The organism is Streptococcus mitis, assembly GCF_023109105.1.
Taxonomy (GTDB): Bacteria; Bacillota; Bacilli; order Lactobacillales; family Streptococcaceae; genus Streptococcus; species Streptococcus mitis_BW.
Genome location: NZ_JALDTZ010000007.1, coordinates 68172 through 92446, shown reverse-complemented (window position 1 = coordinate 92446; position 24275 = coordinate 68172). Strand labels below are relative to the sequence as shown.

The 24275-nt window shown below is 38.9% G+C and carries 25 protein-coding genes and 6 tRNA genes; 24 read left to right on the top strand and 7 right to left on the bottom strand.

Going from position 1 to position 24275, the window contains the following annotated elements; translation table 11 throughout:
* The first annotated feature begins 1 nt into the window (after nucleotide 1).
* From M1F37_RS05815 to M1F37_RS05790, 6 genes are all read left to right on the top strand, one after another.
* A tRNA-Phe gene (locus M1F37_RS05815) sits at nucleotides 2-74 on the top strand.
* A gap of 12 nt (nucleotides 75-86) precedes the next feature.
* Nucleotides 87-167 (top strand) — tRNA-Tyr (locus M1F37_RS05810).
* Nucleotides 168-171: 4 nt separating this feature from the next.
* Nucleotides 172-242: transfer RNA gene (locus tag M1F37_RS05805), tRNA-Trp, on the top strand.
* Nucleotides 243-256: 14 nt separating this feature from the next.
* A tRNA-His gene (locus M1F37_RS05800) sits at nucleotides 257-329 on the top strand.
* Nucleotides 330-342: 13 nt separating this feature from the next.
* Nucleotides 343-414: transfer RNA gene (locus M1F37_RS05795), tRNA-Gln, on the top strand.
* 9 nt (nucleotides 415-423) lie between these two features.
* A tRNA-Leu gene (locus M1F37_RS05790) sits at nucleotides 424-507 on the top strand.
* 74 nt (nucleotides 508-581) lie between these two features.
* Here the strand turns inward: M1F37_RS05790 and M1F37_RS05785 are convergent.
* Genes M1F37_RS05785 through M1F37_RS05765 form a run of 5 tightly spaced genes read right to left on the bottom strand, consistent with a single transcriptional unit; the run spans nucleotide 582 to nucleotide 4072 of the window.
* Nucleotides 582-1715 carry a tyrosine-type recombinase/integrase gene (locus M1F37_RS05785; protein WP_247935093.1) on the bottom strand — a complete coding sequence of 378 codons (1134 nt, stop codon included), beginning with the start codon at nucleotides 1713-1715 and terminating at the stop codon, nucleotides 582-584.
* A 3-nt stretch (nucleotides 1716-1718) separates the two neighbouring features.
* Nucleotides 1719-1913: a DUF3173 domain-containing protein gene (locus M1F37_RS05780; protein WP_247935092.1), complete on the bottom strand. Its 195-nt coding sequence runs from the start codon at nucleotides 1911-1913 to the stop codon at nucleotides 1719-1721.
* 59 nt (nucleotides 1914-1972) lie between these two features.
* A complete protein-coding gene (locus M1F37_RS05775; RefSeq protein ID WP_247935091.1) occupies nucleotides 1973-2359 on the bottom strand; it encodes a hypothetical protein in 387 nt (128 codons plus the stop codon).
* 2 nt (nucleotides 2360-2361) lie between these two features.
* Nucleotides 2362-3558, bottom strand: a complete 1197-nt coding sequence (locus tag M1F37_RS05770) for a replication initiation factor domain-containing protein (protein WP_247935090.1) — start codon at nucleotides 3556-3558, stop codon at nucleotides 2362-2364.
* 40 nt (nucleotides 3559-3598) lie between these two features.
* Nucleotides 3599-4072, bottom strand: a complete 474-nt coding sequence (locus tag M1F37_RS05765; protein ID WP_000182279.1) for a hypothetical protein — start codon at nucleotides 4070-4072, stop codon at nucleotides 3599-3601.
* 319 nt (nucleotides 4073-4391) lie between these two features.
* Here M1F37_RS05765 and M1F37_RS05760 point away from each other — a divergent pair, with 319 nt between their 5' ends.
* Nucleotides 4392-4838: a helix-turn-helix transcriptional regulator gene (locus tag M1F37_RS05760; RefSeq protein WP_000287814.1), complete on the top strand. Its 447-nt coding sequence runs from the start codon at nucleotides 4392-4394 to the stop codon at nucleotides 4836-4838.
* A 163-nt stretch (nucleotides 4839-5001) separates the two neighbouring features.
* Here M1F37_RS05760 and M1F37_RS05755 read toward each other — a convergent pair whose 3' ends face one another.
* Nucleotides 5002-5328, bottom strand: coding sequence for a DMT family transporter (locus M1F37_RS05755; protein WP_049518302.1), 327 nt, complete (start codon nucleotides 5326-5328; stop codon nucleotides 5002-5004).
* Between the two features lie 172 nt (nucleotides 5329-5500).
* Here M1F37_RS05755 and M1F37_RS05750 point away from each other — a divergent pair, with 172 nt between their 5' ends.
* The 10 genes from M1F37_RS05750 to pcp all read left to right on the top strand — a co-directional run bounded on the left by M1F37_RS05750 (nucleotide 5501) and on the right by pcp (nucleotide 15194).
* Nucleotides 5501-5899, top strand: a complete 399-nt coding sequence (locus M1F37_RS05750) for a hypothetical protein (RefSeq protein ID WP_049496811.1) — start codon at nucleotides 5501-5503, stop codon at nucleotides 5897-5899.
* A 313-nt stretch (nucleotides 5900-6212) separates the two neighbouring features.
* Nucleotides 6213-7490 (top strand): gamma-glutamylcysteine synthetase, encoded by a 1278-nt coding sequence (locus tag M1F37_RS05745; RefSeq protein WP_247935089.1) that lies wholly within the window; start codon nucleotides 6213-6215, stop codon nucleotides 7488-7490.
* Nucleotides 7491-7564: 74 nt separating this feature from the next.
* Complete coding sequence (thrC, locus tag M1F37_RS05740) at nucleotides 7565-9049, top strand: threonine synthase (RefSeq protein ID WP_247935088.1); 1485 nt, start codon at nucleotides 7565-7567, stop codon at nucleotides 9047-9049.
* 60 nt (nucleotides 9050-9109) lie between these two features.
* Nucleotides 9110-10390 carry an MATE family efflux transporter gene (locus M1F37_RS05735; protein WP_247935087.1) on the top strand — a complete coding sequence of 427 codons (1281 nt, stop codon included), beginning with the start codon at nucleotides 9110-9112 and terminating at the stop codon, nucleotides 10388-10390.
* A 3-nt stretch (nucleotides 10391-10393) separates the two neighbouring features.
* Complete coding sequence (locus M1F37_RS05730; RefSeq protein WP_247935086.1) at nucleotides 10394-11008, top strand: HAD family hydrolase; 615 nt, start codon at nucleotides 10394-10396, stop codon at nucleotides 11006-11008.
* A 174-nt stretch (nucleotides 11009-11182) separates the two neighbouring features.
* Nucleotides 11183-12301, top strand: coding sequence for a LysM peptidoglycan-binding domain-containing protein (locus tag M1F37_RS05725; protein ID WP_247935085.1), 1119 nt, complete (start codon nucleotides 11183-11185; stop codon nucleotides 12299-12301).
* A 151-nt stretch (nucleotides 12302-12452) separates the two neighbouring features.
* Nucleotides 12453-13316, top strand: a complete 864-nt coding sequence (locus tag M1F37_RS05720; protein WP_247935084.1) for a DUF2262 domain-containing protein — start codon at nucleotides 12453-12455, stop codon at nucleotides 13314-13316.
* 322 nt (nucleotides 13317-13638) lie between these two features.
* Nucleotides 13639-14064, top strand: a complete 426-nt coding sequence (locus tag M1F37_RS05715) for a MarR family winged helix-turn-helix transcriptional regulator (RefSeq protein WP_247935083.1) — start codon at nucleotides 13639-13641, stop codon at nucleotides 14062-14064.
* Between the two features lie 10 nt (nucleotides 14065-14074).
* On the top strand, nucleotides 14075-14437 hold the full coding sequence (locus M1F37_RS05710; protein ID WP_247935082.1) for a DUF1304 domain-containing protein: 363 nt from the start codon (nucleotides 14075-14077) through the stop codon (nucleotides 14435-14437).
* A 112-nt stretch (nucleotides 14438-14549) separates the two neighbouring features.
* A complete protein-coding gene (gene pcp, locus M1F37_RS05705) occupies nucleotides 14550-15194 on the top strand; it encodes a pyroglutamyl-peptidase I (protein WP_247935081.1) in 645 nt (214 codons plus the stop codon).
* A 25-nt stretch (nucleotides 15195-15219) separates the two neighbouring features.
* Here the strand turns inward: pcp and M1F37_RS05700 are convergent, their stop codons facing one another.
* Nucleotides 15220-16077 (bottom strand): DUF975 family protein, encoded by an 858-nt coding sequence (locus tag M1F37_RS05700; protein ID WP_247935080.1) that lies wholly within the window; start codon nucleotides 16075-16077, stop codon nucleotides 15220-15222.
* Nucleotides 16078-16193: 116 nt separating this feature from the next.
* Here M1F37_RS05700 and tgt point away from each other — a divergent pair, with 116 nt between their 5' ends.
* The 7 genes from tgt to comGB all read left to right on the top strand — a co-directional run bounded on the left by tgt (nucleotide 16194) and on the right by comGB (nucleotide 24275).
* The gene (gene tgt / locus M1F37_RS05695; protein ID WP_001285237.1) at nucleotides 16194-17336 is read left to right on the top strand and encodes a tRNA guanosine(34) transglycosylase Tgt; all 1143 of its coding nucleotides are present in this window, start codon (nucleotides 16194-16196) and stop codon (nucleotides 17334-17336) included.
* A 100-nt stretch (nucleotides 17337-17436) separates the two neighbouring features.
* Nucleotides 17437-19254, top strand: coding sequence for an acyltransferase family protein (locus M1F37_RS05690; protein WP_247935079.1), 1818 nt, complete (start codon nucleotides 17437-17439; stop codon nucleotides 19252-19254).
* A gap of 151 nt (nucleotides 19255-19405) precedes the next feature.
* The gene (gene nagA / locus M1F37_RS05685; RefSeq protein ID WP_247935078.1) at nucleotides 19406-20557 is read left to right on the top strand and encodes an N-acetylglucosamine-6-phosphate deacetylase; all 1152 of its coding nucleotides are present in this window, start codon (nucleotides 19406-19408) and stop codon (nucleotides 20555-20557) included.
* A 161-nt stretch (nucleotides 20558-20718) separates the two neighbouring features.
* Nucleotides 20719-21777 (top strand): zinc-dependent alcohol dehydrogenase family protein, encoded by a 1059-nt coding sequence (locus M1F37_RS05680; protein WP_247935077.1) that lies wholly within the window; start codon nucleotides 20719-20721, stop codon nucleotides 21775-21777.
* Between the two features lie 150 nt (nucleotides 21778-21927).
* On the top strand, nucleotides 21928-22293 hold the full coding sequence (locus M1F37_RS05675; RefSeq protein WP_247935076.1) for a DUF1033 family protein: 366 nt from the start codon (nucleotides 21928-21930) through the stop codon (nucleotides 22291-22293).
* A 76-nt stretch (nucleotides 22294-22369) separates the two neighbouring features.
* Nucleotides 22370-23311 carry a competence type IV pilus ATPase ComGA gene (comGA, locus tag M1F37_RS05670; RefSeq protein ID WP_247935075.1) on the top strand — a complete coding sequence of 314 codons (942 nt, stop codon included), beginning with the start codon at nucleotides 22370-22372 and terminating at the stop codon, nucleotides 23309-23311.
* Nucleotides 23259-24275 carry a competence type IV pilus assembly protein ComGB gene (gene comGB, locus M1F37_RS05665; protein WP_247935096.1) on the top strand — a complete coding sequence of 339 codons (1017 nt, stop codon included), beginning with the start codon at nucleotides 23259-23261 and terminating at the stop codon, nucleotides 24273-24275. Before comGA ends, comGB begins: the two co-directional genes overlap by 53 nt.

The following is a 24275-nucleotide window of genomic DNA, read 5'->3' as shown; positions in this document are numbered from 1 at the left end:
AGGCTCGGTAGCTCAGTTGGTAGAGCAATGGATTGAAGCTCCATGTGTCGGCGGTTCGATTCCGTCTCGCGCCATTTATATATTTTGGAAGGGTAGCGAAGAGGCTAAACGCGGCGGACTGTAAATCCGCTCCTTCGGGTTCGGGGGTTCGAATCCCTCCCCTTCCATTTTACGGGCATAGTTTAAAGGTAGAACTAAGGTCTCCAAAACCTTCAGTGTGGGTTCAATTCCTACTGCCCGTGTTAATAAAATTTTGGCGGGTGTGGTGAAGTGGTTAACACACCAGATTGTGGCTCTGGCATGCGTGGGTTCGATCCCCATCACTCGCCTATTTTATATTATTGGGGTATAGCCAAGCGGTAAGGCAAGGGACTTTGACTCCCTCATGCGTTGGTTCGAATCCAGCTACCCCAGTTACTATTTGCCGGCGTGGCGGAATTGGCAGACGCGCTGGACTCAAAATCCAGTGTCCGCAAGGACGTGCCGGTTCGACCCCGGCCGCCGGTATAGTAATAAAGACAAGGTTTTCGGACCTTGTCTTTTTTTCTTTGTTGTATGTTGAGTTACCAATTTTTTCCATTTTAAAATAAATCATCAAGTTTATTAGCCAATGTTTTCTGTTTGCTTGGGTACAAATGAGAGTAAGTATCAATTGTTGTTGTAATTGAAGCGTGTCCTAATCTTTCTTTAACAACAAGATAATCTTCTCCTTGATTTATAAGTAATGATGCATGAGAGTGTCTCAAATCGTGAATTCTTATTCTCTTTAAATCTTTATCCCTTTCTAGTATTTGCTTAAACTTCTTATCAATCATATTTTTTGTAATAGTTATTGGTGTACTCTGTATTATTTGTAGTTCGTCAGTATTTTTCGTAAATTCCTCAAGTTTTTCTTTTTGTTTTACTTTCCAATCTTTTAGCATTTCTGCTAATTTCTGATTGATTGTAATATTTCTAGTTCCTGATCGTGTTTTTGTTGTATTAATGTAGCTTGTATTATTTACAAAGTATACCGTTTTGGTAACGAAAATTGTATTTGTTAAAAGATTTATATCATTCCAGTTCAATGCGAGTATTTCTCCCATTCTCATTCCAGTAAAGAAAGCAATTACGAAAAACAGGTCATAGCTTATTTCATCATCTTGAATAAGTTCTCTAAATCTTGTGAATTCTTCTATACTCCAAAATTGAATATTAGGCTTCCTAATTGGTAATTTTCTCAAATTCTCAACAGGATTTTTATCAATGAGAGATTTTCTTATACCAGTATCAAAAATTTTTTTAAGTAGAATTAGAACTTTATTAATTGTATTATAGCTTAAAACTTCATTTTCATTTTGTTTTTTAGGTTTTGTTTTTAGGTATTCACGAAATTCGAATATATGGTCATACGTTAATTTATTTAAATTTGTATTTTTAAAATATGGCTTAATATGACGTTCATAATTGTTTCTTTGTGTACTTGTGTAGCTTATTTTTCTGCCATTTTTCAGATCATCTTCTTCAAGTAAGTCGAATAACATATCTGTTGTTACAACAAAGTCAAATTGTTTTTCTTTTAATTCTACAACTCTAATATGTTGTTCAAGTTCTAGGGCTTCCTTTTTAGAATTTAATCCTTTACGAATAATACGTATTCTTTTTTGTGTGACTGGGTGGAAACCGTTAGAAACATCAACGGTCCATTTACCACTCTTAGTTTTACGAATAGTCATTCATTATGCTTCTTTCTGGAGTTCAATTCCTAGTAGTTCTTCCGCAACACTGACTGGAATTGTACCAATCCGTTTGTTATCGTAGATGTTAAAACCACGATTCACTAATAGTAATTTGCCAGTATGGATAATCTTTCTTGCAGTTCCTGGAGCAAATCCAAGTTCGATAAGGTCATCTTTTGTTACAGTTTTAATCATGTGATCTCCTTTTCTATTCATATTAAGTAAGGGGAGGATTAACTCCCCTTGTCTGATACTTATTTTTGTTTTACATCTACTAAATGGATAGCATCCGCCTTGTAGTACATCGTTGAACTAATCATAGTGGCTTGTAAATTGTCAAATGTAACTGGTACTTGATCCATCGCTTGGATATAGTCATTATCGACTAAAGCTTCTGGATTGTCTACTGAGACTTGGGTTGATTTCTTTTTGAATTGTCCATCCTTGATAGTTATATTGTATTTCCAACCAATGATTTTATCGGTATTAAAACGTCTTTCGCTACCATCTCGGTTTTTGATAATTTCTCCGTTTGCATCTGCTCGGACTTCTGTTTCAAATTTTGGAATAACTTCATCCAATTCAAATTTTGTTCCAATGTTATTAAAATTCCAATCATTTTGTGAAAGCATTTTTGCCATAGTTAATTTCTCCTTTTGATATTTTCTTTGATTGTAGGGATTAAATCCTCTCTTTTAAAGAGAATTGCCCTTTCTATTAATCCACTTGCTAAATCTGGTGGATATTCCATATTGTTGAGTGCGAGATAGTTAGATTTCTCATACTCATGCAGTAAATTATTGTCGTATAGAAATTTATACGCTTTTAGAATAGCCCCTGAACCTTTATAGGTAAACCATTCTAATTTTTGTTCAAGTTCTGTTTTTGGTTTTGAAATAATGATAGAGATAGGTTTTGAGTGACCTAAAAACTTTTCCCAAGATCTCAAAGGTTTTGAGAAATGGCTATCACTATAAAATCTCACTTTTTCTTTGAGATATCCCTTGGTAAAGTTGAGAAGATCTATTTCTGAATGCAACCATTCTTGAATGAAGTAGTGAGCTTTTTCTTTCCTAAGTTCTAACTCAGTTCTTATCCAATTTTCTATAAAACGCTTGCTGATGCCGAGCTTCTCAGCTCGTTCTAAGCGTTTATCATAAATTCTAAGTCTTTCATCATCATTGGGTTTTCTCAAATATAAGGTTTGGCCGATTGTTTCATCTCCGTAGGTATTGTAGTAGGTGCTTTTTCCATATATAAAGCGTTTCTTCTGACAAATCTTTAGAAGCTGATTAGGAGTGAAATAGGGTGTTTCATTAAAATCATCTATTGCAATATCAATTCGTCTTACTGAAAATTGATTGTAATTGTAGTAGAGGTTGTTCAGAAACTGTCTTTCGGACAGACTATTTGGATCTAATACCATATCTCTATAGAACTCGAGTGCCTGTCCTGACATGACAAGCATGTAGGACGACTCTTTCGCTCCATAGTAGATACGGATATTCCCATAATGAAGCTGGCTATCATAGTTATAGTATTTAAGGCTCCCTTTATTCTCAATAAATAGGTCATAGTCAAGAAATAGAATGTCTTCGATTATTTCTCTTGGCGAAAATTCAGTCTTATCAAACTGAATTTGAATCCAGTCAAATACAGAACGTAAATGTTCATTTTTTGCCATAGATTTTGATTCAACTTTTTGCTTAATTTTGCCACCCTTAAAATCTCCGAAACCCTTGGAAATACTGAATTCTTTCGATGGTACACCTAACTTGCAGAGGGTGGTGTTACTACACACCCTATCGGTCAAAAATGGTCCGTCCGCATCTACGCTCATTTTCGGCTTTCTGCCTCATGGCTCAGCCGAAAACTCGCTATTAGCCGAACCTATTTTTTGACCTCTTGTTAACAAACCCTAGTAAGCCGGTTTGCATCGACTCTTCAATATCTTGGATTTTCTTTTTTAGGTTGGAATTCTCAATTTTTATCAGTCGCATTTCTCGCTTAAATTCCTGTTTTAAGGCGCTCAGTTCATCGTAGAGCTCATCTATTACTTGGTTTAGGGATTCATGTTCATTGTCTGCTAGACTCCCAAATACGGCTTGTATAGCCTCTTTTAGACCTATTTCAAGTTTTAGTTTAGCTAACTTTTGAAATTGTCTAAGGTCTTCGTCTGTAAAATCATAGGCAACTGTATAACTTAATTGATGAGTTCTGGGATTTCTACTGATAGGAACTTTAATTTTCTTAAATTCCTTGCCACTTATCTCTTTAATCAGTTGAATCCAATTTTTAAGAGTAGAGGTAGAGTTTAGGCCAGAAATTTGATTGACTAACTCTTTATTGGTCATCTTTTTGTGAAACCTCCGAAATTTTCTTGTGCAACTGAAGAGTTTTCTGTGGTATAATTGTTACATAATATGTTTTGATCTTGGAACGAACGGCACATTTGTTTCAAGATTTTTTATTTTGTCGAATCCTACCTCCTTTATTAAAATTTTTTAAATCGACTACTAGTTACATACGCTTTTACCTCCTTTTATGCTATAATATTCTCAATGGAATATTCAATCTCAAAATAAATATTCCTTATGGAATAATTCTATTTTATACCGTTTAGAATATTTTGTCAAGCTAAAATATACGAATAAGAATATCTATAGGAGAATTATGTATACAGAGGATTATAAATTTTCAGAGAGGTTAAAAACTCTCAGAAAATCAAAAAAGTTAACTCAAGTACAAATATCGGAATTAATTGGAGTTCAACAAGGGACATATTCTCGGTGGGAGAATGGAACGTTAGAACCAGGATTAGAATTCGTTGTGAAATTAGCAAATATCTTTGGGACTACTACAGATTATTTGCTGGGACAAAAACCTTATTCAATTATCAGTAGTTTACCTCTAGAACAATTAGATCTTACCAATATTGCAAACTTTTCAAAGGATGAGTTTGATATTTTGAAACATTCAATAGCAGTTTCGGTGGCAAGAAATAAAATAAAGGCAACAGAACTAAAAGATAGAGTTATAGAAAAAAATCAGTTGTCAGAAAAAGATGCAGAACTTTTGAATAAGATTTTTGAAGAAGTTAAAACTTATTGGGAAAATTAGGAGGACGCTAGTCTTCAAAATTCCCTCCCAAAATGTGTCCAAAATATTGACAGAATTCTAGCTTTTCATTATAGTTCTTATGGAACTTTTTTTCTACAACAAAATAGGCTCCATAATATCCATAGGGGATTTACCCACTACAAATAGTATAGAGCCGGTTTTATTAATGTCCTGCATTTCCTAATAAGTTAACCATGACAACACCAATGATAATCAAAATTAAACCGATAATGCTATAAACATTTAGTGTTTCTTTGAAAATCATTACTGCGATAGAGGCTATCAAAACTAAACCGACAGCTGACCATGTTGCATAAGCTATTCCTACAGGAATTTTTTGCATTGCTAGTGATAAGAAATAGAAACAAACGCCATAGCTAAGTAGGGCAGAAACGGTTGGAATAGGCTTTGTAAAACCGTCTGATAATTTCAAAAGGTTAGTTCCCAATATCTCTCCTACAATGGCGATAAAAAGATAAAAGTATGACATGTCTTTAACCTCCTATATGTCATGTTTTTGCTCTAAGAGCTATTATAGCTATCCGTTTTTTATAAATCTTGGCACAAGTCATGAGAATTTGTAGTAAAACTGTGGCAGACACTTTTTCAGAACCAATAGCTGATAAGTTTAGTATATCATAAGATAAATTTTAAATAAAGTCTTGATTTATTTCAATGTCTTGCGTGGTCTCGATTTTACTGGTAAAATTACTTTTAAGAACTTTAAAAAAGAGGCTTCTATATTTGACAAAACAATGACTTGTTGTCCCGAATGTGGGCATCCTTTGGAGAAAAAATTTTTAAAAGATGAGGGAGATATTCCTTATTGTTCACAATGTGCGAGTTTTCGTTTTCCAGTCTTTAATACAGCAATTAGTGCGATTTTATTTAATGAAAAACATGATAAGATTCTCTTGATTAAGCAATATGACATGGCTGAGCATATTTTGCTAGCTGGTTATGTGTCTAATGATATTCACAACCAATTTCTACAATCATTAAAGGCAATTAATTTAGCCTCTCTTATTACGGATATGGGTAATAAAATTGCACAAAACTAGTCCAAAACTCTTTTTAATAAGGAGTATACTTTCTAGCATTTTATAGTTACTAAAAAGTATCTAAACTTTGGAAGTGATACTAAGTTTTAAAAAATATTATGGAAAAAAAGCTTATAAAATCAATATTTCTGAGATTTAAAACTAATAATATTAGACTCAAAATCCAGTGTCCGCAAGGACGTGCCGGTTCGACCCCGGCCGCCGGTATAGTATAGAATTAAGGAACGTGGTATATCTTCGTTCCTTTTTATATTATTTTTGGTATAATAATAGTTATTCAAATTTTATTTAGATTATGAAAGTGTAGGGAAGTATGTCTCGTTCTATCGATTTATTAAAACATCGGTATTTAAAAAATATTAAAGAAAATCCTGAATTGTTTATCGGGATTGAGCTGGAATATCCTGTTGCAAACTTGGAAGGGGCTGCTACCGATGTTGAAGTTATCAAACACTTATTCCGATATTTAGTTTCTTCTTTTGATTTTACTGTCGAAAAGGTAGATGATTTTGGGAATCCAATCCAGTTACTAGATCCAGTAAGTCAAGATGCAATTTTATTTGAAGTTTCCTATACTACGATTGAGTTTGCATTTGGTAAGGCTGAAACGATTCAAGAGATCGAAAATCGTTTCAACAATTATATGGATGTGATTCAGAAAAAGTTAGCTGAATCAAACCATGCTATTGTTGGCTGTGGTATTCATCCCAACTGGGATAAAAATGAGAATAGTCCAGTGGCTTATCCGCGCTATCAGATGTTGATGGACTATTTGAATTGGAGTAGAAATGAGACTGAATCAGACTTACATCAATTCCCTGAATATGGAGCTTTTATCTGTGGGAGTCAGGTTCAGCTGGATGTTTCAAAGTCTAACTACTTACGGGTGATTAATGCTTTTACTCAAATTGAATCGGCTAAGGCTTATTTATTTCCAAACTCTGAGTTTTCTGGTGCAGATTGGGATACGAAAATTTCAAGGGATATTTTCTGGGAAGAATCTATGCATGGTATCTATCCAGAGAATGTTGGGATCAATGCTAGACTCTTTAAAGATGAAGACAATTTTTTTGACTACCTAGATCATTCTGCAATTTTTACTGCGGAACGTGATGGGCAAACTTATTATTTTTATCCGATTCAGGCAAGAGACTATCTGGAGACACCTGAAATCCAAGCATTTGATCTTAATGGGGATGAGGTTCTTATTTACCCTCAAGAGAAAGACTTTGAAACTCACCGTAGTTACCAGTATCAGGACTTAACGACACGGGGAACAGTTGAGTTTCGTAGTGTGTGTACTCAGCCTCTAGATAAAACCTTCGCTTCTGCCGCCTTTCACTTGGGATTATTAGTTAATTTAGATAAGTTAGTAGTTTACTTAGAAACAGCACCTTTCTTTAAGAAATTTGGTTGTGATTATAAGTTTTTAAGACGGCAATTTTCTAAGAAAAAGCTTACAGATGAGGAAGAAACTGCGATTATTGAATTTTCCAAAGACTTACTACTGCTAGCCGAGGAAGGACTGGAGATGAGAAATAAGCAAGAAATGACCTATTTGCAGCCTTTGAAAGAAGAATTGAGTCTATAATTTTTCTTATAAAGCGAGAATTTTCTGAAAAATCATGATATAATGGAAGAGACTATAGATAAAGGATAGAGATTATGACATTAGTTTATCAATCAACGCGTGATGCGAACAATACAGTAACAGCCAGCCAAGCGATTTTGCAAGGCTTGGCAACAGACGGAGGCTTGTTTACTCCAGTTAGCTATCCAAAGGTAGATTTGGATTTTGAGACATTAAAAGATGCTTCTTACCAAGAAGTGGCTAAGCTGGTCTTGTCAGCTTTCTTGGATGACTTTACAGCAGAAGAGTTGGATTACTGTATCACCAATGCCTATGACAGCAAGTTTGATACACCAGCCATTGCCCCTCTTGTCAAACTTGATGGCCAATACAACTTGGAACTTTTCCACGGTTCAACCATTGCCTTTAAGGATATGGCCTTGTCTATCTTGCCATACTTTATGACAACAGCTGCCAAGAAACATGGCTTGGAAAACAAGATTGTCATCTTGACAGCAACATCTGGAGACACTGGAAAAGCTGCCATGGCAGGATTTGCGGATGTTCCTGGAACTGAAATTATCGTCTTTTATCCAAAAGATGGTGTCAGCAAGGTACAAGAATTGCAAATGACCACTCAAACTGGGGACAACACTCATGTTATCGCTATTGATGGGAACTTTGACGATGCTCAAACCAACGTTAAGCATATGTTCAATGATGTGGCCCTTCGTGAAAAATTAGCAGCTAACAAGCTCCAGTTCTCATCAGCCAACTCTATGAATATCGGTCGTTTGGTACCACAGATTGTTTATTATGTGTATGCTTACGCTCAGCTTGTTAAAACTGGTGAGATTGTGGCTGGTGACAAGGTCAACTTCACCGTACCGACAGGAAACTTTGGGAATATCTTGGCTGCCTTTTATGCGAAGCAAATCGGTCTACCAGTTGGTAAATTGATCTGTGCTTCAAATGACAACAATGTTTTGACAGACTTCTTCAAGACACATGTCTATGACAAGAAGCGTGAGTTTAAGGTAACCACTAGCCCATCTATGGATATCTTAGTATCTTCAAACTTGGAGCGCTTGATTTTCCATCTTTTGGGAAATGATGCGGTTAAGACAGCTGAACTTATGAATGCCTTGAACACGCAAGGACAATATGAACTAACTGATTTTGATGCAGAGATTCTTGAACTATTTGCAGCTGAGTATGCTACTGAAGCAGAAACAGCAGCAGAAATCAAGCGTGTTTACGAGTCAGATTCTTATATCGAGGATCCTCATACAGCAGTTGCCTCAGCAGTTTATAAAAAATACCAAGCGGCGACAGGCGATGTGACTAAGACTGTGATTGCTTCAACAGCTAGTCCATATAAATTCCCAGTAGTTGCAGTAGAAGCTGTAACAGGGAAATCAGGCTTGACTGACTTTGAAGCCTTGACTCAGTTGCGTGAAATTTCAGGTGTTGCCCTGCCACCAGCAGTCGATGGCCTTGAAACGGCTCCAGTTCGTCACAAGACAACTGTTGCGGCAGCAGACATGCAGACTGCAGTAGAAACTTATCTAGGACTTTAAAAGAGAGGAAGTAAACTCGGTTGGGAAACTAACTGAGTTTCTTTTCATCAGGAGGAAGGATTGTTTAAGAAAAATAAGGATATTCTCAATATTGCTCTGCCAGCAATGGGTGAAAATTTCTTGCAGATGCTCATGGGGATGGTAGATAGCTATCTGGTAGCTAACCTGGGTTTGATCGCCATTTCGGGTGTATCTGTAGCTGGAAATATTATCACCATTTATCAGGCTATTTTTATTGCCTTGGGAGCGGCTATTTCCAGTGTCATTTCAAAAAGTGTGGGACAGAAGGACCAGTCTAAACTAGCCTACCATGTGACAGAAGCACTTAAGATCACCCTACTACTGAGCTTAGTTTTAGGGGGCTTGTCCATCTTTGCAGGTCAAGAGATGATTGGTCTTTTGGGGACAGAAGCTCTTGTTGCTGAGAGCGGTGGACTTTACTTATCATTGGTGGGTGGTTCAATTGTTCTCTTGGGCTTGATGACTAGTTTGGGTGCTTTGATTCGGACTACCCACAACCCTCGACTTCCGCTTTATGTTAGTTTTTTATCCAATGCTTTAAATATCCTTTTTTCAAGTGTCGCCATTTTTATCCTTGATATGGGGATAGCTGGTGTAGCTTGGGGGACTATTTTGTCTCGTTTTGTCGGGGTTGTAATTCTGTGGTCGCAATTAAAACTTCCATATACGAGACCAAGGTTGGGTTTGGACAAAGACTTGCTGACCCTGGCTTTACCTGCAGCGGGAGAACGTCTCATGATGAGGGCTGGTGATGTAGTTATTATTGCCTTGGTTGTTTCCTTCGGAACTGAGGCCGTCGCTGGTAATGCTATCGGTGAAGTTTTGACACAGTTTAACTATATGCCTGCCTTTGGCGTTGCTACAGCAACAGTCATGCAGGTGGCTCGAGCAGTTGGAGAGAATGATTGGGAGAGGGTGGATAACTTAAGTAAGCAAACTTTTTGGCTTTCTCTCCTTCTTATGTTGCCCTTAACTCTTAGTATCTATGCTCTTGGAACACCATTGAGCTATCTCTACACCAGCGATCCTGTGGCTATCAAAGCCAGTGTTTTAGTGACTCTTTTCTCTCTATTAGGAACTCCTATGACGACAGGGACAGTCATTTATACAGCTGTCGGGCAAGGCCTGGGCAATGCCAGACTTCCCTTTTATGCAACAAGTATTGGGATGTGGTGCATCCGTATTGGAACAGGCTACCTGATGGGAATTGTTCTTGGTTGGGGCTTGCCTGGTGTATGGGCAGGAACTCTTTTGGATAATGGTTTTCGCTGGATTTTCCTACGTTATCGTTATAAGCAATATATCTCTTTGAAAGGATGAAATATGAAGAAGATTGGATTTATTTGGGATTTAGATGGAACTTTATTGGATTCTTATGAGGCTATTTTAGCAGGAATCGAAGAGACCTTTGCTCAGTTTGACATTCCTTATGATAAGACTGAGGTTCGTGCCTTTATTCTACAAACTTCCGTTCAAGATCTGTTGGAGAAGGTGGGAGAAGAAAGAGGCTTGGATGCTGATAGGCTCAATCAAGTTCGTGCTCAGAGTTTGGCTGAAAAGAATGCTCAGGTTGTCTTGATGCCGGGTGCGCGTGAAGTTTTAGCCTGGGCGGACAAGCAAGGAATTCAGCAATTTGTCTACACCCACAAAGGTGACAATGCTTTTACCATTTTGGAGAATTTGGGTTTGGCCCACTATTTTACAGAGATTTTAACCAATCAAAGTGGCTTTGCACGTAAGCCTAGTCCAGAAGCTGCAATCTATTTGCTAGATAAATATGGATTAGATCCTCAGCAAACTTATTATATCGGGGATCGGACTTTGGATATAGAATTTGCCCAAAATAGTGGTATTCAGAGTATCAATTTTCTTGCCTCACCTAAAGCTTGTAATCAACAGATAGAGCATTTAGAAGATATTAGCTCACTTTCCTTCTAGAGCTTTTTTTAAGAAGAATATGTCAGTTTTGTAACAAAATACAAACAAACTATTTCAAGTAATGTGATTTATTACAATGAATGTACAGTTCTGTTAAATAGCCCTAAAAGGGCTTTTTTTCTGCTTTTTTTGTGTTATGATAAACAGGTACTCATTTGAAAGGAATTTGAAAGAATGAAGAAAAGAATATTATTAGCCTCAACAGTAGCCTTGTCCTTTACCCCTGTATTGGCAACTCAAGCAGAAGAAGTTCTTTGGACTGCACGTAGTGTTGAGCAAATCCAAAACGATGTTACTAAGAATGAGAATAAAACAAGCTATACGATTCAGTATGGAGATACTCTAAGTACCATTGCCGAAGCTTTGGGAGTGGATGTGACCGTTCTTGCTAACTTGAACAAGATCAGCAATATTGATCTGATTTTCCCTGAGACAGTCCTTACAACAACTGTCAATGAAAAGAAAGAAGTGACAGAGGTTGAAATTCAAACCCCTGACGCAGTCCAAGGTGGCGAAGGAACAACTGCCACAGCAGATTTGACAACCAACCAAGTCACTGTAGATGATCAAACTGTACAGGTTGAAGATCTTTCTCAACCAATTACAGAAGCGCCGAAAGTGGTAGAGACTACAAGCACAAAAGAAGTGGCACCATCTACAGACTCTTCTAATCCAGAGGAGCGAACAACTGGAACAACTAGTTCAGTTGAAGAAGCAGCACCTCAGACAACGACTCCATCTGAGAAGGCTGAATCAGCAGTGGAAGAAACTACAACTCCAGTAGAAGAAAAAGCAACCGAAACAACTGCAACAAGTTCAGAAGAAGCATCATCAAATGGAGCTACACCAACAGTTTCTACTTATCAACCAGAAGAGACGAAAACTGTTTCAACTACTTACGCTGCACCAGCTGCGCCCGATTATGCTGGACTGGCAGTAGCGAAATCTGAAAATGCAGGTCTACAACCACAAACAGCTGCCTTTAAAGAAGAAATTGCAAACTTGTTTGGTATCACATCCTTTAGTGGTTACCGTCCAGGAGACAGTGGGGATCACGGAAAAGGTTTGGCTATCGACTTTATGGTACCAGAAGGCTCAGCTCTTGGAGACCAAATTGCAGATTATGCTATCCAAAATATGGCTAGCCGTGGCATTAGCTATATCATTTGGAAACAACGTTTCTATGCACCATACGATAGCAAATATGGACCAGCCTACACTTGGAATCCAATGCCAGATCGTGGTAGCGTTACAGAAAATCACTATGACCATGTTCACGTATCGATGAACTAATATAAAGAGAAGTTGAAACTAATCTAGTTTCTGCTTCTTTTTTTGTAAAAATAGCATTTATAAGTGAAATAAAATCTAAAACATGATAAAATGTAAGCGTATACAAGTAACGGTACGGAGGCATTAAAAGCAGGGAGAAAGGATGAAGTGAATGACAAAACGATTAAAAACTCCATTTGAGAAAACAAGAGATGAGTTTGAGCAGGAATTTTGCGGAGAAATTGTTGAGCTCTTGATTTTTACACTCCAAAATGTAACTGGGGCTGCTTCTTTAAAAGATGGTTGTAAAATGCCGTCCGTTCATTTTAAAGCTAGTGTCAATGTCGCAACTCAGGAATTCTCTGAACGTGAGGGACGTTTGGAATGGATCTTGACTCCTGAGGAATTTGAAGAAAAGAGGTGGGGCTTTAGTTTTGAACCCTACAAGATTCATCGTATCAAATGTCAAAAACGCCCCTTCATGGAGCTAGAGCCATATATGTCAGAAGTAGCTAATAACTGCTACCACTTGCTGGAATACCTAGATGACCAATCGTCAGACTCTAGGTTAGAGACCTTGATTGAAGCCTATCAAAAACCTGTCATCATTCAAGACGATATTGGCGAATTCACTTTAAATAGAGCCTATTCTTGGTTTGAAGGCTTCATCACTTATGAGGGTGGTAAGATTCATGCTATCTTTGCTGCGAGTGCAGATGAAAGTCTCCCTCCAAGTTCTTTCGATGATTTAAAGAAATTTATCGGAAATTTCCAAGCTCAAGATACTCGGATTAAAGACTATATTGTCAAAGAACTGTGGGAAACAGCTCAAGACTGGATTGATTCAGATGAAAATGATGTGGAGTTAACAGAAGAGTATTTTACCAACTCTCTTTACTTGAGTGAACTATCGATCAATGAAGACGGGGAATTGACCCTCTACTATGATGATCGTGAAGAAATTTTTGCAGGCCATGCCATCGAAGTTGTCATTGATAAAGAGGGAGAAATCCTTAGAGCGGACTTGGTAGGTTAGTAATTGGGCTCTCAATAGATTTTAGAAGAAATAGAGGCTGGGACAAAAAATCCTAGCCTCGCTTTATAGTTACCATGCTCGTCTAAGGAAAATATCATCTTTCAATCCCTAGCCTTGACTACTTTATACTCAATGAAAATCAAAGAGCAAACTAGGAAGCGAGCCGCAGGCTGTACTTGAGTACGGCAAGGAGAAGCTGACGTGGTTTGAAGAGATTTTTGAAGAGTATTATAATGCCTTAAGCAACATTCTTGCAATCTATTTTACTTTATAATATAATTGATTTATCAACTATTGATAAATCAATCGAAAGGAGAAAGAAATGTTAGAGATTCAAGATTTACTTTATCAACTCCGCTTGTCTGAGCAAGCGAGTACGCAATTATTTGAAAAAAGACTTGGAATTAGTTTGACACGGTATCAGATTTTACTGTTTTTGCTGAAGCATTCCCCTTGTAATCAAATAGCGGTTCAGGAGCGTTTGAAGATTGATCAGGCTGCCTTGACACGACATTTCAAGATTTTGGAAACGGAAGGTTTGGTGGAGCGTCATCGCAATCCTGAAAATCAGCGGGAAGTGTTGGTAGAGGCTACGAAGTACGCCAAGGAGCAGTTAGTGATGAGTCCCCCGCTGCAGCACATCAGGGTTAAGAAAGCGATGGAAAGTATCTTAACAGAGTCTGAGAGAACAGAACTCAGCTGTTTATTAGATAAATTGGTTTTGGGTATTGAAAATATAGAAATTTAAGGAAAAATAGATGTCAGTTATTACAATTATTTTAGCAACGATTGTTGCTTTGGAGCATTTTTACATTTTTTATTTGGAAAGTATTGCAACGCAATCAGATGCAACTGGTCGTGTCTTTAACATGGACAAGGAAGAACTGGCTCGTCCGTCAGTAAGCTCATTGTTTAAAAATCAAGGGATTTATAATGCTCTGCTCGGAGTTTTTCTCTTGTATGGAATTTATTTCTCACAGAATTTAGAAATTGTGACTATTTTTGTCTTATTTGTGATTGGGGCGGCGACTTACGGTTCTTTAACAGCAGATAAGAAAATTATTTTGAAGCAAGGTGGACCAGCTATTTTGACCTTGATTAGTATTTTACTCTTTAAATAAACTTTAATGCCAGTCTGATCCTCTCTAGTCCTTTTCACTCCAGAATAAGGGAAATATGTTATACTTGTCTTTAAGAAAAGAGTTTCATTAAATTGATTTTGAGGAGTTAGAAATGAAAGTATTAGTGACAGGTTTTGAGCCCTTTGGAGGGGAAAAGGTCAATCCAGCTTTAGAGGCCGTTAAAGGTTTACCAGCTGAAATCCATGGTGCTGAGGTCCGTTGGTTAGAGGTGCCGACAGTCTTTCACAAATCAGCCCAAGTGTTGGAAGAAGAGATGAATCGTTATCAACCGGACTTTGTCCTTTGTATCGGCCAAGCTGGTGGAAGATCTAGCTTGACACCTGAACGAGTGGCCATTAATCAAGACGATGCACGCATTCCTGATAACGAAGGGAATCAACCGATTGACCTTCCCATTCGAGCAGATGGTGCTCCGGCCTATTTTAGCAGTTTGCCGATTAAAGCGATGGTTCAAGCTATAAAAAAAGAGGGCTTGCCGGCCTCTGTTTCCAATACTGCAGGGACTTTTGTCTGCAATCATTTGATGTATCAGGCTCTCTATTTGGTAGAAAAGAAATTTCCACAGGTTAAGGCAGGTTTTATGCATATTCCTTATATGATGGAACAGGTGGTGAATCGACCGACTACTCCAGCTATGAGTTTAGTGGATATTAGGCGAGGGATAGAAGCGGCAATCGGCGCCATTATAGAACATGGAGATCAGGATCTCAAGTTGGTAGGTGGAGAAACTCATTAATAGAAAAAAGCTTGAGGGGTCACCTTCAAGCTTTTGGACGTTTTCGAGCCAATACTGCTCGGTAAAAAATTATTTTATTGATTTGAATGTAGGGTAGGAGTGAGAAACTAGCAATTCCAAAAGTAATCCAATTAAGGAAGTACCAAGGAAGGAGTTGTAAGTCTAGAACAAAGCGCTGAAATTTGTAACCTTTCATCAGGAAACGGCTGGTTTTAAGGATTTGTCCTGGTTTGGCTTGTCCCAAGTCTAGGGTGTCACAGAGGAGAAATTCTACCTGCGAATAGGCATAGTATTGTGGAATATAGAGACTATTTCCGACAATCATCAAGAGGATACTTGCTAGAAAGTAAAGACCAAAGGTCAAGAGGAAACGCTCGGTTTCAATTGACGTGAGATCCAGATTAGGAAACTCAGGATGAAGAGCAACGAATTTCTTTGCTAAAAAGCTACTGTAAAAAAGGAAGTAAATTCCAAGCAAACTAGGAATGCTCCATAAGAAGAGATAGAGACGTTTGAGAAGAAGAGTCAAAAAGGTTTGTGAAAAGTGCTCTTCGTTAAAGAGAGTAAGACTATTTTTGACAGATAGTTCTGTATCGGAATTCTTGATGAGTTTCAGTGTTGTATAGACTGAACTGGTTAGAAGTATGGTCCCGAGAAAGGAGACTAATAGAGGAAAGAGGTAGGCTTGGAATACATGGCCAAACACGCTTAAAAAGGATTGTTCTAAAATAGACTCGTTGATGCGCTCTAAGGGATTGAGGAAGCCAGACAAGATGACCAGCATGCTAGGTAAGAGATAGACGAGAAAGAGGCGGGGATTTTCAGCCTGAAATTGTCTGGCCTGCAGACGAATGGTTTTTAAATCAATTTTTGGGTATTTCATTCTCTCATTATACCATAGTTCGTGACAGTTCCAGCTTTTTTTGATAAAATCATACAGTATGCCCTTGGGCACAAAGTATGAACTGGGACTGTCTTTCCCAGCTTCGGAGGTAAAAAATGTCAGATTCACCAATCAAATACCGTTTGATTAAGAAAGAAAAACACACGGGAGCTCGTCTGGGGGAAATCATCACTCCCCACGGGACCTTCCCGACACCTATGTTTATGCCAGTTGGGACTCAAGCTACTGTCAAAACTCAGTCACCTGAAGAATTGAAGGAGATGGGTTCGGGAATTATCCTGTCGAACACCTATCATCTCTGGCTTCGTCCTGGAGATGAACTTATCGCACGCGCAGGTGGTCTCCACAAGTTCATGAATTGGGACCAGCCTATCTTGACAGATAGTGGTGGTTTTCAGGTTTATTCTTTAGCAGATAGCCGCAACATCACAGAAGAAGGGGTAACCTTTAAAAACCATCTCAATGGTTCCAAGATGTTCCTATCACCAGAAAAAGCCATCTCTATTCAGAACAATCTGGGCTCAGACATCATGATGTCCTTTGACGAATGTCCCCAGTTTTATCAACCTTATGACTACGTTAAGAAATCAATTGAACGTACTAGCCGTTGGGCTGAGCGTGGTTTGAAGGCTCATCGCCGCCCGCACGACCAAGGCTTATTTGGAATTGTGCAGGGGGCAGGATTTGAAGACCTGCGTCGCCAATCAGCGCATGATCTTGTTAGCATGGACTTTCCAGGTTACTCTATCGGTGGTTTGGCAGTGGGAGAAACCCACGAAGAGATGAATGCGGTTTTGGACTTCACAACCCAACTGTTGCCTGAAAATAAACCTCGTTATCTGATGGGTGTGGGAGCGCCAGATAGCTTGATTGATGGCGTTATCCGTGGGGTGGATATGTTTGACTGTGTCTTGCCGACTCGTATTGCTCGTAACGGCACTTGTATGACCAGTCAAGGACGTTTGGTTGTAAAAAATGCTCAGTTTGCTGAGGACTTTACGCCACTAGATCCTGAGTGTGACTGCTACACATGTAAGAACTATACACGCGCCTACCTTCGTCACCTCCTCAAGGCTGATGAAACCTTCGGTATCCGCTTGACTAGCTACCATAATCTTTATTTCCTACTTAACCTGATGAAGCAGGTTCGACAAGCCATCATGGATGACAATCTCTTGGAATTCCGTGAGTATTTTGTGGAAAAATATGGCTATAATAAGTCAGGACGTAATTTCTAAACTGGAATTGATATAAGCTAAAAATCCTAAGTTTTCTCTTAGGATTTTTCTTCTTTTTTTGATAGAATAAAGTGTATAATGAAAGGGAGAATAAACTCGTATGCGCATTAAATGGTTTTCCTTGATCAGGATTACAGGTTTACTACTGGTACTCTTGTATCATTTCTTTCAGACTATCTTTCCTGGAGGATTTTTCGGGGTAGATGTCTTTTTCACATTTTCAGGTTTCCTGATTACAGCTCTACTCATCGAAGAATTTTCTAAAAACCATGAGATTGATTTGATTGGATTTTTTAGAAGACGCTTTTATCGGATTGTGCCACCTGTGGTTTTGATGGTCTTGGTAACCATGCCCTTTACATTTCTAGTTCGACAAGATTATGTGGCTGGAATTGGGGGTCAGATAGCTGGAGTTTTAGGATTTATGACCAACTTCTATGAACTGCTCACAGGTGGGAGTTATGAATCTCAGTTCATTCCTCATTTGTTTGTTCATAATTGGAGCTTGGCTGTTGAGGTTCACTACTATATCCTCTGGGGCTTGGCAGTTTGGTTCATATCTAGACAGGCTAAATCAAATGGTCAGTTGAAGGGGATGGTCTTTCTCTTATCTGCTGCTGCCTTCTTGATTAGCTTCTTCTCCATGTTTATTGGTAGTTTTCTAGTAACCTCTTATTCCTCTGTTTACTTCTCTAGTTTAACTCATGTCTATCCGTTCTTTTTGGGAAGTATCTTAGCAACTATTGTAGGCGTTCGTCAGACGACTTCACTCGTTAAGCAGTTGGATAGAATCTGGGACTTACGAAAGACTCTGTTGATTTTTGCAGGAGGTTTCGGCTTCTTACTCATTTTGACCTTCTTTGTCAAATTCACCTATCTCTTCGCCTATCTTATTGGCTTCTTGCTTGCCAGTCTTGCAGCTCTTGCTATGATTCTGGCGGCGCGTGTTTTACATGAAAAAACTCCTAATATGCAGGAGCCAAAGATTATCAGCTTTTTAGCAGATACTAGTTATGCGGTTTATCTCTTCCATTGGCCTTTCTATATTATTTTCTCACAGTTGACATCAAATCTTCTTGCTGTGTTACTAACTTTGATTTTTTCTTATGGATTCGCCAGTCTTTCATTTTATGTGTTGGAACCTTGGATTGCAGGAAAGGACACCCCTATCATACAAACCCTCCGTCCCCTGCCTTATATCCATACAATCCTTGCAGCAGGTACAGGAATCTTGACCATCATTGTCTGCACGGTGACCTTGTTGGCACCACAAGTCGGAGCTTTTGAGACAGATTTAACTGTCAATGGATTGAAGCAAGCTGCTAGTAATATTGCCCAAACAAAGGTGATGGCAGAACGAGCAGAAGCTGATAGCCTAGGAATTGCTGATGGCACTATGCTAATTGGTGACTCGGTGGCTTTAAGGGCAAATACAGCCCTGCAGACAGCCCTTCCAGGAGCACAGATTAACGCGCAGGTCAGCAGAACAACCAAGACCGCCAATGAAATCATGCTAAATAATAGCCAGAATAAATTTCTACCAAAAATGGTGGTTATTGCAACAGGCGTGAATAATCCTGAAAGTTACAAGGAAGACTGGGATAGCATCGTAAAAAATCTTCCTAAGGGCCATCATATGATTTTGGTGACTCCTTACGAAGGAGATAAGACAAAAGAGACTTATGCAATCGTTGAGAAGGCTGCTGCCTATATGAGAGAATTGGCAGAGAAGACTCCTTACATCACTATAGCAGATTGGAATCAAGTTGCTAAGGAACATCCAGAAATTTGGGGAGGAACAGACCAAGTCCATTTTGGAAGTGAGAGTAACACTATCGAAGCAGGAGCAAAATTGTATGCAGATACGATTGCTACAGCCTTGCAAACAGCTCAAGACAAGCCAGTCAAATCAAAATAACGTGTATTAAAAAGAGAAGAGTTGGAGAAATCCAGCTCTTTTAAAATATCTCTAGAAAATAGGTCTATACCATTTACAAATAAAAAAGAAAGGTTTATAATGTAATTGACATAATAAATTGTAGAATCAATCTTTTAAGGAGGTTAACATTATGCCTAACTATATTAAAGCGGATCAGTTTTTCTACCCACACGGAGTGCGTCGTGGAGGTTACTTGGAACTTGTGGATGGCAAGTTTGGAAAACATGTAGAGCAAATTCCTGAAGGAGCTGAGGTAATTGACTATACAGGTTATAGCATTGCTCCAGGACTTGTAGATACCCACATTCATGGATTTGGTGGTGTGGATGTTATGGATAATAACATCGAAGGAACCCTTCATACTATGAGTGAAGGACTCCTTAGCATGGGGGTAACGAGCTTCTTGCCAACTACTTTGACTTCTTCTTATGAGCAATTGCTTGCGGTAACAGAAAATATCGGTGCTCGTTACCAAGAAGCAAGTGGCGCGAAAATTCGTGGTATCTATTTTGAAGGTCCATATTTCACAGAGAAATACAAGGGGGCTCAGAACCCTGCCTATATGAAAGATCCTCGTATGGATGAGTTTCGTGCTTGGCAAAAAGCGGCCAATGGCTTGCTAAATAAAATTGCCCTTGCGCCAGAGCGTGAAGGTGTAGAAGACTTTGTACGGACTATCACCGGAGAAGGTGTAACGGTTGCTCTTGGGCACTCAGATGCAACATTTGACGAAGCTAAAAAGGCAGTAGACGCTGGAGCTAGTGTTTGGGTACACGCCTACAATGGAATGCGTGGATTGACTCACCGTGAACTCGGTATGGTGGGAGCCATGTATCAATTACCTCATACCTATGCAGAGTTGATCTGTGACGGCCATCACGTAGATCCAAAAGCCTGCGAAATTCTTATCAAACAAAAAGGAACAGAGAATATTGCTCTTATCACAGACTGTATGACAGCTGGTGGATTGGAAGACGGTGACTATATGTTGGGCGAATTCCCTGTAGTAGTTGCTAATGGAACTGCTCGTCTTAAATCTACAGGGAACTTGGCTGGCTCTATTCTCAAACTAAAAGACGGTTTGAAAAATGTTGTTGACTGGAACATTGCCTCTCCACATGAAGCAGTTATGATGGCCAGCTTCAACCCAGCAAAATCTGTTCACATTGATGATGTTTGTGGTCAAATCCGTGAAGGCTACGACGCTGACTTTATCGTCTTAGATAAAGATTTGGAATTGGTAGCCACCTATCTAGATGGTGTGAAACGATATCAAGCATAAGAGAGAAGGCAGAAGTTAGAGACTAGCTTCTGCTTTTTATCTCCATTACTTTACTGGTAAATAAAAAAGTTAAAAAAATCACAAAATAACTTGAATAAGTAAATGAAAAGGCTTACAATTATATTATAAATAATACAAATAAAAAAACGGAGGAATGCTTTATGAAAGCCTATACTTATGTTAAACCAGGACTTGCTTCTTTTGTTGATGTTGACAAACCAGTGATTCGCAAGCCAACAGACGCTATTGTGCGTATCGTAAAAACCACTATTTGTGGAACAGACCTCCATATTATAAAAGGGGATGTTCCTGCTTGCCAAAGTGGTACCATTCTTGGTCACGAAGGGATTGGGATTGTTGAAGAAGTTGGAGAAGGAGTTTCGAATTTCAAAAAAGGCGACAAGGTCTTGATTTCTTGTGTCTGTGCCTGCGGTAAGTGCTACTACTGTAAAAAAGGAATTTATGCTCACTGTGAAGACGAAGGGGGCTGGATTTTTGGTCACTTGATTGATGGTATGCAGGCTGAATATCTACGTGTCCCTCATGCAGATAACACTCTTTACCATACTCCAGAAGATTTGTCAGATGAAGCCTTGGTTATGTTATCAGACATTCTGCCTACCGGATATGAAATTGGTGTCTTGAAAGGGAAAGTGGAACCTGGTTGCAGCGTAGCCATTATTGGTTCAGGACCAGTTGGTTTAGCAGCTCTTTTGACAGCTCAATTCTACTCACCAGCTAAATTGATTATGGTGGACTTAGACGATAACCGCTTGGAAACTGCCCTATCTTTTGGAGCTACTCATAAAATTAATTCTTCAAACCCTGAAAAAGCCATTAAAGAAATTTATGATTTGACAGATGGTCGCGGTGTAGATGTTGCTATCGAAGCTGTTGGTATTCCTGCAACATTTGATTTCTGTCAAAAGATTATTGGTGTAGATGGAACAGTTGCCAACTGTGGTGTGCATGGTAAGCCAGTTGAATTCGATTTAGATAAACTTTGGATCCGCAACATCAATGTAACAACTGGTTTGGTATCTACAAATACAACTCCACAATTGTTGAAAGCACTTGAAAGTCATAAGATTGAACCAGAAAAATTGGTAACTCATTATTTCAAACTAAGTGAAATTGAAAAAGCCTATGAAGTCTTTAGTAAGGCAGCAGATCACCATGCCATTAAGGTTATTATCGAAAACGATATCTCAGAAGCTTAGATAGTAAAAAGATTTTAGAATATAAGCAAATAGAAATTCAGTCATCCATCAGATGGCTGGATTTTTTATCAAAAAATTAAGAAATGAGCATATTTCTTTCCTTGTTTGGCGGAATTAGTTATAATATACGGTACAAAGGAATGAATGAATATGTATCGTGTTATAGAAATGTACGGAGATTTTGAACCGTGGTGGTTTATAGAAGGTTGGGAAGAAGATATTGTAGCTAGTAAGAAATTTGACCAGTATTATGATGCTCTCAAATACTACAAAACTTGCTGGTTTAGATTGGAACAAGAATCCCCTCTTTATAAAAGTAGAAGTGACTTGATGACCATTTTCTGGGATCCAGAAGACCAACGCTGGTGTGATGAATGTGATGAGTATTTACAACAATACCATTCTTTGGCTCTTTTGCAGGATGAGCAGGTTATCCCAGACGAAAAACTACGCCCAGGCTATGAAAAACAAACTGGTCAGGAAAGACACCGTTCTTGCCGTATGAAATTAAATTAGAGAAAAAGTAACTTTTTTGAAGTTGCTTTTTTTATTTGTCCAAATCTTTGCGAATAGTATAGGTGAGGAGGTCAGTATGGTTCAAGAAATTGCACAAGAAATCATTCGTTCGGCTCGGAAAAAAGGGGCACAAGACATTTATTTTGTCCCCAAGTTAGACGCCTATGAGCTTCATATGAGGATCGGAGACGAGCGCTGTAAAATTGGTTGTTATGATTTTGAAAAGTTTGCGGCTGTTATCAGTCACTTTAAGTTTGTGGCGGGTATGAATGTTGGAGAAAAGCGACGTAGTCAACTTGGTTCCTGTGATTATGAATATGACCAGAAGATGGCGTCCCTACGTTTATCTACTGTAGGCGATTATCGAGGGCATGAGAGTTTGGTGATTCGCTTGCTGCATGATGAGGAGCAGGATTTGCATTTTTGGTTTCAGAATATTGAAGAATTGGGTAAGCAGTGCAGGCAACGTGGTCTCTATCTTTTTGCTGGTCCGGTCGGTAGTGGCAAGACAACCCTGATGCACGAATTGGCTAAGTCCCTCTTTAAAGGACAGCAAGTCATGTCCATCGAAGATCCTGTCGAAATCAAGCAGGACGACATGCTCCAGTTGCAGTTGAATGAGGCGATTGGACTTACCTATGAGAGTCTCATCAAGCTTTCCTTACGTCATCGGCCAGATCTTCTGATTATCGGAGAAATTCGGGACAGTGAGACGGCGCGTGCAGTGGTTAGAGCCAGTTTGACAGGGGCGACAGTCTTTTCAACCATTCATGCCAAGAGTATTCGAGGTGTTTATGAGCGCCTGCTGGAGTTAGGGGTAAGTGAAGAGGAACTAAAAGTAGTGCTACAAGGAGTCTGCTATCAGAGATTGATCGGGGGAGGAGGAATTGTTGACTTTGCAAACAAAGACTATCAAGAACACCAGCCAAGTAGCTGGAATGACCAGATTGACCAGCTTCTTAAAGATGGACATATCACAAGTCTTCAGGCTGAGACGGAAAAAATTAGCTACAGTTAAGCAAAAAAATATCATCACCCTATTTAACAATCTCTTTTCCAGCGGTTTTCATCTGGTGGAGACCATCTCCTTTTTAGATAGGAGTGCTTTGTTGGACAAGCAGTGTGTGACCCAGATGCGCACGGGTTTGTCTCAGGGGAAATCATTCTCAGAAATGATGGCTAGTTTGGGTTTTTCAAGTGCCATTGTCACTCAGTTATCCCTAGCTGAAGTTCATGGGAATCTTCACCTGAGTTTGGGAAAGATAGAAGAATATCTAGACAATCTGGCCAAGGTCAAGAAAAAGTTAATTGAAGTAGCGACTTATCCCTTGATTTTGCTGGGATTTCTTCTCTTAATTATGCTGGGGCTACGTAATTACCTACTACCACAACTGGATAGTAGCAATATTGCCACCCAAATCATTGGCAATCTGCCACAAATTTTTCTAGGAATGGTAGGGTTTGTTTCCGTACTTGCCCTTTTAGCACTCACTTTCTATAAAAGAAGTTCTAAAATGCGCGTCTTTTCTATCCTAGCACGTCTTCCCTTTCTTGGAATCTTTGTTCAGACCTATCTGACGGCTTATTATGCGCGTGAGTGGGGGAATATGATTTCGCAGGGAATGGAGCTGATGCAGATTTTTCAAATGATGCAGGAACAAGGTTCCCAGCTCTTTAAAGAAATCGGTCAAGATTTGGCTCATGCTCTCCAAAATGGTCAGGAATTTTCTCAAACGATAGGAACCTATCCTTTCTTTAAGAAAGAGTTGAGTCTCATTATCGAGTATGGGGAAGTCAAGTCCAAGCTGGGTAGTGAGTTGGAAATCTATGCTGAAAAAACTTGGGAAGCCTTTTTTACCCGAGTCAACCGCACCATGAATCTGGTGCAGCCACTGGTCTTTATCTTTGTGGCACTGATTATCGTTTTACTTTATGCGGCAATGCTCATGCCCATGTATCAAAATATGGAGGTAATTTTTTAA